Genomic DNA, 1,457 nt, shown 5'->3' with positions numbered 1-1,457 from the left:
ACATCCGTACGCAGAACCAACGTATTGACGAAGAAGCCCACGAGATCGTCGAGAGCCTGATCCGTCCGCCCCGCGACCGGCGAACCGATCGGGACATCAGAGCCCGCACCACACCGCGACAGCACGGAGGCCACAGCGGCCTGGGCCACCATGAAGGCGGTGGTGCCGGTTTCCCGTGCGAGCCCGGTCAGCGCCCGGTGGACCGGAGCGGGGCAGGACACGGTGAGGGTGGCGCCCTGGTAGGAGGCGACGGCGGGCCGGGGCCGGTCCGTCGGCAGCGTGGCCTCCTCGGGGAGGCCGGCCAACGCCTGCCGCCAGTGGTCGAGTTGGGGGAGCTGCTCGGCGCCGAGCAGCTCGCGCTGCCACAGCGTGTAGTCGGCGTACTGGACCGGGAGCGGCGCCCAGCCGGGGGCGGCGCCCGCGCCGCGGGCCTCGTAGGCGCGGCCGAGGTCGGCGAAGAAGGGGGCGTTCGACCAGCCGTCGGAGGCGATGTGGTGGGTGACGACCATGAGGACGTGTTCCTCGGTCGCCAGCTCGAACAGGGCGGCGCGGATCGGCAGTCCGGTGGTGAGGTCGAAGACCTTGGCGCTCTCCTCGGCGAGCAGTCCGGGGAGGTTCGCCTCCGTCGCCTTCTCCGTCGGCAGGGGTACCTCGACCGCGTCGGCGGCGAGGATGTGCTGGTGGGCCTCGCCGCCGGCGGTCCGGAAGACGGTCCGCAGGGATTCGTGGCGTACGACGACGTCGGTGAGCGCGAGACGCAGGGCGTCCGCGTCGAGGCTGCCGGAGAGCCGCACGGCCAGTGGGATGTTGTAGGTGGCGGACGGGCCCTCCAGCTGGTCGAGGAACCAGAGGCGTTGCTGGGCCGACGACAGCGGCACCCGTTCGGGCCGGTCCTGGACCGTCAGTGCGGCACGGACCGGCTCGCCGCCGCCCGCGGCGACCAGCTCGGCGAGCTGGGCCACGGTCGGGTGCTGGAAGATATCGCGCACGGTGATCCGGGTGCCGAGGGCGGCGCGGATCCGGCTGACGAGCCGGGTGGCGAGCAGGGAGTGCCCGCCGAGCCGCAGGAAGTGGTCGTCGACGGTGACGGAGGCCCGGCCGAGGACGTCGGCGAAGAGACCGCACAGCACCTCCTCGACGGGGTTCCGCGGGGCTCGCCCGTCGCTCTCGCCGGTCAGCACGGGCTGCGGCAGGGCGCGGCGGTCGAGCTTTCCGTTGCCGGTCAGCGGCAGGGCGTCCAGGACGACGAACGCGGACGGCACCATGTACTCGGGCAGGGCGTCGACGGCGTGCCGGCGCAGGGCGTTGGTGTCGACCTCGCCGCCCGCGGTGACGGCGTCACCGCCGTTGGCGACGACGTAGGCGACGAGCCGCTTGTCGCCGGGGCGGTCCTCGCGGACGATCACCGCGGCCTGTGCCACGGAGTCGTGGGCGACGAGCGCCGACTCGATCTCGCC

The 1,457-nt window shown here is 73.4% G+C and carries 1 protein-coding gene; it reads right to left on the bottom strand.

All coding sequences use genetic code 11. From position 1 onward, the window contains the following. Positions 1-1,457: condensation domain-containing protein (locus IF00_RS0140300; protein WP_030327078.1), on the bottom strand; the 1,457-nt coding region annotated here is incomplete at both ends.

Source organism: Streptomyces flavochromogenes (assembly GCF_000717595.1).
Classification (GTDB): domain Bacteria; phylum Actinomycetota; class Actinomycetes; order Streptomycetales; family Streptomycetaceae; genus Streptomyces; species Streptomyces flavochromogenes.
The sequence above is the reverse complement of the archived record's forward strand: the minus strand, read 5'-3'. Positions and strand labels throughout refer to the sequence as shown.